Origin of the sequence: Acinetobacter sp. USHLN143 (genome assembly GCF_037145695.1) — a bacterium.
Lineage (GTDB): Bacteria > Pseudomonadota > Gammaproteobacteria > Pseudomonadales > Moraxellaceae > Acinetobacter > Acinetobacter fasciculus.
The window spans coordinates 19,067-27,263 of the sequence record NZ_JBBCWZ010000043.1; the positions used below are offsets into that span (position 1 = coordinate 19,067).

Consider the following 8,197-nt stretch of genomic DNA (forward strand, 5'->3'; position numbering starts at 1 on the left):
GGGCTAAAAAACAACAAATATCATCCATTAACATTCATTAAACATAAATTTGTGCAAAGTTGGAACGTTTATTGCTGATTCATTGTGAAGAAATAGAGCAGTAAATCAAGACTGTTAAATAACCGGGCAGATCTCATCATGGACCGCAGCAATGAACAGCATGACAGCTTTAGCACCTGAGATTATCTTTCAGGATCAGTTTGGACGCCAGAAACGTAAGTTGCGGATCTCGGTGACTGACCGCTGTAATTTTAAATGCAGCTATTGCATGCCTGAACATCCGCAATGGATAAATAAAAAAGATTTGCTCAGTTTTGAAGCCCTGTATGCTTTTTGCGAGTTTATGGTGCGACACGGGATTGAGCAGATCCGGGTGACGGGTGGCGAACCGTTGATGCGTCAAGGTATTGTTCATTTTATTGCTCGCTTGCAGACATTGAAAGCCTTTGGCCTGAAACGTATTTCCATGACCAGTAATGGCCATTATTTAAAAGATTATGCTCAAGCGCTTAAACAGGCAGGACTGGACGATCTGAATATCAGTCTAGACAGTCTTGATCCAAAGCAGTTTCAGCAACTGACCCAAAAACAGTTACAGCCTGTACTTCAAGGTATTTCTGCCGCACAGCAGGCAGGTTTGACCGTCAAGATCAATAGTGTGCTGATCAAAGGCATCAATGACAATCAGATTATTCCTTTGGTGAAATGGGCACAGCATCAGGCTATAGAACTGCGTTTTATTGAGTTTATGCCCCTCGATGGCGATCAGAAATGGAATCCGTCTGATGTCATCAGTGAGCAGGATATCCTGGATCAACTGAAAACTGAATTTGATGTCCAGGTATCTCAAGGACAAGGCGCCAATCCAGCCCGCGGCTATTTGGTCAATGGGCAGCCTTTAGGGATTATTTCCACCATTACCCATTCATTTTGCGGTGATTGTGATCGCCTACGCCTCAATGCCCAAGGTGAATTTTATAACTGTTTATTTGCCAGACAAGGCCTGAACCTTAAGGCAGATATTGAACAACTGGCGCTGGATCATTTCGCCACACAGACATTTCAGCACAAGCTCCACACTTATATCTGGCATAAAGAGGCCGGCTTCCATGCGATCCAGCAATCACCAATACAAAAGCCGATTCGAAAAATCAGCATGCACAGCATTGGAGGATAAATATGTCACTCACTCAGCAAAAATTAATTCATATCAAAATAGAAGCCTTCGGTGCGATTGAACGACAACTTCCAGCAGATTTAAATTTGCAATGTGAGTCTGAAATTCAGGTTTCTGAAGTCCTGAACCAGTTGTTATCCCTCTATCCCGATATACAGCCCATGCTGGAACGCTGCGCCTGTGCAATCGGTGAAGACATTATTTCCAGACAGAACGTTTTAAATCGGGACAGTACGCTGGTGCTGTTATCGCCGGTAGCAGGAGGCTGAGATGCAACTCAAACCATTAAAACAATTTGCTCGAATCCAGCAGACTGCTTTTAGTCTGGAGGATTTTGATGGTATCCAGCATTTTCCGGAATGTGGTGGAATCGGCATCTTTGTCGGAACAGTACGTAACCATCATCAGGGGAAAGCTGTGCATGCCCTGAAATATACCGCCTATGCGCCTGTGGCTGAAAAAATGATTCGTGAAATTGAACAGCAGATCCAGATCAAATACCAGGTGTCTTATGTGCGGGTAGTGCACCGTATTGGTGAGCTGGAGGTTGGGGAAACAGCCATTATTGCTATGGCTTATGCGGCCCATCGTCGTGAGGCCTTCGCTGCCTGTGAGGAAGCTGTGGAACGGGTGAAGCATGAAGTTCCGGTCTGGAAAGAAGAATTTTATACGGATGGTAGCAGTCAATATGTCGAAGGCTGTTGTATCCGAAAAGATCATGGACCTGAAACGGATCACTCTCATCCTGCAGAAGATCTGCATTGTCAGCATCACCATGTAGCACCACACGCTTGCCAATCACCATCTAATTAAATGTGTCTAATGAGGATGCATAAGGTGAATCACTTTAAACAGATTTTAAAATTAGCTCGGGATGAATCATGAAAAATGTAGGGATGAAAGCAGAAAGTTACCGTACAGCAATTGCCACTGGAATCCTGCATGCACCGCCACATTGCATTGAGTTGCTGCGTAATGGCAATACTGAAAAAGGGGATGCCCTGAAAACAGCACGCATTGCCGGCATTCTGGGTGCCAAACGGACCGATGAGCTGATTCCACTGTGCCATCCATTGCCGATTTATCGTGCCGATGTCGAATATAAACTGTTTGATGCACATGTCGAAATTATTGCTACCGTTGAAACCATTGGACCCACCGGTGTGGAAATGGAAGCTTTGACAGCGGTCAGTCTGGCGGGTCTGACCTTGTATGACATGCTGAAGCCACATTGTGAACCGGAAGATTTGTCGCTGGATCAATGCAGGTTGCAGCAGAAAAAAGGTGGAAAATCACATTTTACCCGCGTACTTAAAGAGAGTCTGTCCGCTTCAGTTATTGTACTGTCCGATACGGTTGCAGCAGGCAAAAAGCCGGACACTGCCGGACAAAACGTACTGGAAATTTTAAAAGAAGCCAATTTTGATTCTATTAGTTATCAGGTCATTCCAGATCGCCCTGAACAGCTATTGACCCTGATTGAACAGCAGAAAAATCAGTATCCGCTGATTCTAACTGTGGGCGGTACTGGCTTAGGTCCTAAAGACCTGACCGTCGAAACCCTACAACCTTTGCTGCAACGGGAAATTCCCGGTTTAATGGAAGCTTCACGTAGTTTTGGGCAAAAACGTACCCCTTATGCAGCATTAAGTCGTGGCGTGGCTGGCTATATTGAGAACAGTCTGGTGATGACCCTACCGGGAAGTCGGCAGGGTGCGAAAGAATCCCTGATCGCGGTACTTCCGGCTTTGGTGCACTTGTTTGATGTGCAAAAAAATATCCCACATGCGGGAGGTTATCAATGAATCAGGCACTATCACATTCAGCCTGCGGTGCTGAGCCGGGACTGATTTCTGTTGATCAGGCGCTGCAGATGATACTTGAGCAGACGCATATCCTAGCAACTGAAAGCCTGCCGCTTGCTCGGGCTCTGAATCGCTATCTGGCAGAGGCGATTGATTCGGCCATACCATTGCCGCTGTTTTCACAAAGTGCTGTAGATGGCTATGCGCTTTGCAGTCCAGAAAATGTTAGTGCTCACAGCACTTTTGAACTCATTGGAGAGATTCGGGCAGGGCAAAGTACTGAAATTGAACTGCGGCCAGGTCAGGCGGTCCGGATTTTTACCGGTGCCAGGATTCCAGCAGGAACTACAACGGTCGCCCGTCAGGAAATTGTCAAATGCCATGCCAATCAAATCATTATTACAACAGACCTAAAGCCTCATACGGATATACGTGATGCAGGCGAGGAAATCGCACAAGGGCAGCGTCTGGCAGATGCAGGTCAAAAACTGCATGTAGGTGCAATTGCAGCTTTGAGCATGGCAGGCGTAAAGCAGGTTTCAGTCTATCGTTATCCTAAAATTGCTGTCGTGATTACTGGAGATGAAGTGGCTTCCAGCATTGAAGACCTGAATTCCGGAAAAGTCTTTGACGCCAATGCTCCACTGATTCAGGCTTGGTTTCAGTCACAGGGTCAAAACGTAGATATTCTGCATGTGCCCGATTGTGAGTCCGAACTGCAATTATTACTGAACCGACTCAAACACCAATACGATGTCATCTTGACCACAGGCGGGGTTTCGGTGGGTGATTATGATTTCATTCGCCCTGTTGCCCTGGAGCAGGGTTTTGAGCAGATTTTCTGGAAAGTGAAGCAGAAGCCCGGAAAACCGATGTTATTTGCCAAGTATCGTCGAGATGATCAAGGTTACTGTTATCTCTTGGGTTTGCCGGGAAATCCGGCTGCTGTGTATGTCGGGATGCAAATCTATACGGCAACTTTACTGAATGCCTTACAAGGGCAAAAGCAGTCACCTGCATGGCTTAGTGCGGTAATGACACATGATTTGAAAGCGGATGCACGTGAACGTTGTTTAAGAATGGCTGCAGAATTTGATCAGGGTACTTTAAAGCTCAAAAGCCTGGCGAAACAGCAGTCGCATATGTTGAGTAATCTGATGCAGGCCAATTGTCTGGTACGTATTCCGGCAGCAACAGAAATCCAAGCCGGGCATGTGGTACAAGGTTTACTGATTTGAAATGCCTGTCGCAATTCTCAATATTCGAATCACATAGAATGAGAAAGATGGATTTATTCAAAGTTCTACTCACTGGCGTGCTGTTGACTAGCCCCATGCTGTATGCCGAAACAGTTAAAATATATGCCGCAGCCAGCCTGACCAATGCGATTACTGATATTTCCAGACTATATGAGCAACAGCATCAGGACATCCAGATCGTTCCGGTTTTTGCTGCGTCTTCGGTATTGGCGAAACAAATTGCAGCGGGAGCTGAGAGTGATATCTTTTTTTCTGCAGATCTTGAATGGATGCATAATTTACTTAAAAAACAAAAAATTTCGATCGGTCAGATTCGACCTTTGCTCTTGAATGAACTTGTATTGATTAGTCCTATTCAGCAAAAAAATCATTTTAAAATGTCAGCCGACTTTAATTTTGCTAAAGCCTTTCAGGGTTATTTATGTACAGGACAAATGGAATCGGTGCCTGCCGGGAAATATGCCCAGCAAAGCTTAACCCGGTTGGGCTGGTTGAATCCGCTTCGGGGCAGAATTGTCGGTACAGATAGCGTCCGTTCAACTCTCGCATTTGTAGAACGTGGCGAATGTCAGGTCGGCATTGTGTATAGAACTGATGCCTTGATGAGTAAAAAAGTTAAAATTTCAGGAGTATTTCCAGCCAGTACACATCGTCCGATTGTGTATCCAATCGCTTTAACCCGGCAGGGCCAGAAAAATCAGGCAGCAGTCCAATTTTCTGAATTTATCCAGACGAGTCCAAGGGCCAGGCAGATTTTCCAGAAATATGGTTTTAAGCTTAAGGTAGGCTAACTGCTCATGCTTACACCAGAAGAACTGAGTGCCTTAGCGCTTTCAGCCAAAGTAGCGGGCTTTGCCACAGCGGTGTGTCTGCCATTTGCTATCGCCGTAGCATGGTTACTGGCGCGTTATGAATTCAGGGCCAAATTTCTCGTAGAGGCAATATTGCAGATGCCTATGGTGCTACCGCCGGTAGTACTGGGCTATCTTCTGCTCCTGCTGTTTGGTCATCAGGGGATGTTAGGGCAATATCTGCATGCATGGGGAATTCAGCTGATATTTAACTGGAAAGGTGCGGTACTGGCAGCAATGATTGTGGCATTTCCTTTAATGGTTCAACCAATTCGCTTGTCTTTTCAAATGATCAACCGGCAGTTAGAACAGGTGGCAGGATCTTTGGGCGCCACACCATGGCGGGTATTCTGTAGCATTAGCCTGCCTCTGGCTTTGCCTGGAATTTTAATCGGCAGCATTTTATGTTTCAGCCGCAGTCTGGGAGAATTTGGTGCCACGATTACCTTTGTTGGCAATATTCCAGAAGAAACCCGTACCATTCCCATCGCCATTTATAGCCTGTTACAACAGCCTGATGGAGAAAGTATGGCTATGCGTTTGGTCATTTTATCTCTGATTCTGGCTTTTTCAGCCTTGATTGCAAATTACTGGATCATGCAGAAGTATCAACGTAAATTGGAGGCTTAAGATGCTGAAGTGTGATTTTCAGTTTAATTACGCAAATTTCCAGCTACAGGCCAGTCTGGATATGCAGACACAATTGATTGGTATTGTGGGAGCCTCAGGAAGTGGGAAAAGCACCTTTTTAAAAAATATTGCAGGACTATTAAAACCATCACAAGGCTTTATTCATTTTCAGCAAAAAATATTATTTGATCATCAGCAGAAACTGAATATTCCTGTTCATCAAAGAAAAATTGCCCTGATTTTTCAGCAAGCCCTACTGTTTCCGCATCTGAATGTCGTGCAGAATTTGAAATATGCAGAACAGCTAAATATAAAAAATAAAGGTCTGCAGAAATTTACGTTTGAAGACATTGTGGAGTTACTCGAATTAAAGCCACTACTTCGGCATCGGGCGCATCAGCTTTCTGGTGGACAGGCACAGCGCGTTTCTATCGGTCGTGCACTTTTATCTTCTCCCGACCTATTACTTTTGGATGAGCCTTTAAATGGACTGGATCAAAAGCTGAAAAACCAGATTTTACCTTTTCTGAAAATTGTGATTCATCAAACAGATTTACCCATGATTTATGTGACTCATCATGTAGATGAAGTGGCGTATTTACAGGCACAACTGCTGCATTTTGAAAAGGGAAAAATTATTTGATCCAGCCCTGCACCGATTTAAACCAGCAATGACTCCGGGCAGGTCATCCTATCGCTGTTTTGCTCATAATTTCTCAGAAGATATCTATTTTTCTCTCTATTTTTAAGAAAGAAAAGTCTAAATTTGAAAGTGAAATAAAAATTATTTTATATAAAAGAATAGTTTATTTTATGTTAAAAATAATCTGGCATGACCTATGCATATATCTAATTAAAGTCAAAGAAGACTCTACATTTGTATGACGGCCAATGACGTCCGTTCTGATCGTTACTGATATGCCTTGTGCATCACAGTGACTTAAATACGTTCAGTTCTGGTAAGGAAATGGCTATGTCTTCAAATACAAGTCTCAATAAAGCAACAAAAATAAGTCTATTTAACTTTAGTACTTCAGCGATGCGGGCCTTCCATATGAGTTGGCTCGCTTTTTTTGTCTGTTTCTTTGCGTGGTTTGCCTGTGCACCGTTAATGCCAGTGATTGCCGGTGAATTCAGCCTGACCAAAGAGCAGATCGCCAATATCAATATTGCCGCAGTCGCCATTACAATTCTGGTGCGTCTGATCGTGGGGCCGTTGTGTGATAAATACGGTCCGCGTAAAACCTATACCGCCTTACTGATTATTGGCAGTATTCCGGTGTTTGGTGTGGCGTCGGCCAACAGTTATGAATCTTTCTTGTTTTTCCGTTTATTGATTGGCGCCATCGGTGCCAGCTTCGTGATTACTCAATATCATACCAGTATCATGTTTGCGCCAAATGTGGTGGGAACGGCAAATGCAACTACAGCAGGTTGGGGGAATGCCGGTGGCGGTGCGACTCAAGCCCTGATGCCTTTAATGCTGGCTGCTTTGGTGATGTTCGGTGTAGAACAGGCAATGGGATGGAGAATTGCACTTCTGGTTCCGGGTATTCTGATGATCATTGTCGGTGTACTGTACTGGAAATTCACCCAAGACTGTCCACAAGGCAATTTTAAAGAACTCCGTGCTGAAGGTATTTCTGTTGGTAGCGATAAAAAAGGCGGCCTTGCAATCTTGATGCATGCCGCACGTAACTACCGTGTGTGGATTTTGTTTGGAGCTTATGCAGCCTGTTTTGGTATTGAAATTTTCATCCATAACATTATTGCCTTGTACTTTGTCGACAACTTCCAGTTTGGCCTAAAAGAAGCAGGCATGGCTGCCGGGATTTTTGGTTTACTGGCATTGTTTGCCCGTGCCTTGGGTGGCATTGTTTCAGACAAAGTTGCGATTCAAAAAGGTCTGGATGGTCGAACCAAAGTCCTGTTTGCCTTGATCATGCTGGAAGGTCTGTTTCTTATTCTGTTTTCGCAAATGAATAGTGCAACCTTGGCGATCATGGCAATGACCATCTTTGCCTTGTTTACTCATATGGCATGTGGCGCTACCTATGCACTGGTACCTTTTATCGACCGTGATGCCTTGGGTGGTGTGGCCGGTATTATTGGAGCAGGTGGCAATGTCGGCGCGGTAGCTGCAGGTTTCCTGTTAAAAGGCATGCTGGATATTCAAACCACTTTGATGGTACTGGGTAGCTTGGTGGTGATTGCTGCAAGTTGTGTGTTGATGATCCGCTTCTCTGTCGAACATAAAGAAAAAGAACAGCTGTTATATGAACAGGCAGTAAATGAACGTCATCTGGCGGAAGCACAGCAATAACACTACATTCCTGATTTAAAATGAATGAACAAAAAGGATAGCAATAGATCTCTTGCGAAAGTCGTTATTGCAAGTTCATCCGGTTTACCAGTGCAGCGATTAAGTTAATGCGTAAACCGAATCTTTTCCGTCTATTTCGATAGCGTTCACTT

The 8,197-nt window shown here is 44.5% G+C and carries 9 protein-coding genes; all 9 read left to right on the plus strand.

From position 1 onward, the window contains the following. The first annotated feature begins 151 nt into the window (after nt 1-151). Nucleotides 152-1,177, plus strand: coding sequence for a GTP 3',8-cyclase MoaA (moaA, locus tag WFH18_RS11455; protein ID WP_336754902.1), 1,026 nt, complete (start codon nt 152-154; stop codon nt 1,175-1,177). A 2-nt stretch (nt 1,178-1,179) separates the two neighbouring features. Beyond that, nucleotides 1,180-1,446, plus strand: a complete 267-nt coding sequence (locus WFH18_RS11460) for a MoaD/ThiS family protein (protein WP_121979915.1) — start codon at nt 1,180-1,182, stop codon at nt 1,444-1,446. A gap of 1 nt (nt 1,447) precedes the next feature. Beyond that, nucleotides 1,448-1,990, plus strand: coding sequence for a molybdenum cofactor biosynthesis protein MoaE (locus WFH18_RS11465; RefSeq protein WP_121979914.1), 543 nt, complete (start codon nt 1,448-1,450; stop codon nt 1,988-1,990). A gap of 68 nt (nt 1,991-2,058) precedes the next feature. Further along, the gene (moaCB, locus tag WFH18_RS11470; RefSeq protein ID WP_121979913.1) at nt 2,059-2,982 is read left to right on the plus strand and encodes a bifunctional molybdenum cofactor biosynthesis protein MoaC/MoaB; all 924 of its coding nucleotides are present in this window, start codon (nt 2,059-2,061) and stop codon (nt 2,980-2,982) included. Beyond that, nucleotides 2,979-4,220: a molybdopterin molybdotransferase MoeA gene (locus WFH18_RS11475; RefSeq protein WP_121979912.1), complete on the plus strand. Its 1,242-nt coding sequence runs from the start codon at nt 2,979-2,981 to the stop codon at nt 4,218-4,220. The genes moaCB and WFH18_RS11475 overlap by 4 nt, the downstream gene beginning before the upstream one ends. A 47-nt stretch (nt 4,221-4,267) precedes the next feature. Beyond that, entirely contained in the window at nt 4,268-5,032 is a 765-nt protein-coding gene (modA, locus tag WFH18_RS11480) for a molybdate ABC transporter substrate-binding protein (protein ID WP_121979911.1), read from the plus strand. A gap of 6 nt (nt 5,033-5,038) precedes the next feature. Beyond that, nucleotides 5,039-5,722, plus strand: a complete 684-nt coding sequence (gene modB, locus WFH18_RS11485; protein ID WP_336754904.1) for a molybdate ABC transporter permease subunit — start codon at nt 5,039-5,041, stop codon at nt 5,720-5,722. 1 nt (nt 5,723) lies between these two features. After that, nucleotides 5,724-6,365: an ATP-binding cassette domain-containing protein gene (locus tag WFH18_RS11490; RefSeq protein ID WP_121979910.1), complete on the plus strand. Its 642-nt coding sequence runs from the start codon at nt 5,724-5,726 to the stop codon at nt 6,363-6,365. Nucleotides 6,366-6,695: 330 nt separating this feature from the next. Beyond that, nucleotides 6,696-8,045, plus strand: coding sequence for an MFS transporter (locus WFH18_RS11495; RefSeq protein ID WP_121979909.1), 1,350 nt, complete (start codon nt 6,696-6,698; stop codon nt 8,043-8,045). Nucleotides 8,046-8,197: the final 152 nt, after the last annotated feature.

Excerpts from the sequence above, each read along its gene's own strand:
- moaA (WP_336754902.1), top strand. The coding sequence starts at position 152 with ATGAACAGCATGACAGCTTTAGCACCTGAGATTATCTTTCAGGATCAG.
- WFH18_RS11460 (WP_121979915.1), top strand. The coding sequence starts at position 1,180 with ATGTCACTCACTCAGCAAAAATTAATTCATATCAAAATAGAAGCCTTC.
- WFH18_RS11465 (WP_121979914.1), top strand. The coding sequence starts at position 1,448 with ATGCAACTCAAACCATTAAAACAATTTGCTCGAATCCAGCAGACTGCT.
- moaCB (WP_121979913.1), top strand. The coding sequence starts at position 2,059 with ATGAAAAATGTAGGGATGAAAGCAGAAAGTTACCGTACAGCAATTGCC.
- WFH18_RS11475 (WP_121979912.1), top strand. The coding sequence starts at position 2,979 with ATGAATCAGGCACTATCACATTCAGCCTGCGGTGCTGAGCCGGGACTG.
- modA (WP_121979911.1), top strand. The coding sequence starts at position 4,268 with ATGGATTTATTCAAAGTTCTACTCACTGGCGTGCTGTTGACTAGCCCC.
- modB (WP_336754904.1), top strand. The coding sequence starts at position 5,039 with ATGCTTACACCAGAAGAACTGAGTGCCTTAGCGCTTTCAGCCAAAGTA.
- WFH18_RS11490 (WP_121979910.1), top strand. The coding sequence starts at position 5,724 with ATGCTGAAGTGTGATTTTCAGTTTAATTACGCAAATTTCCAGCTACAG.
- WFH18_RS11495 (WP_121979909.1), top strand. The coding sequence starts at position 6,696 with ATGTCTTCAAATACAAGTCTCAATAAAGCAACAAAAATAAGTCTATTT.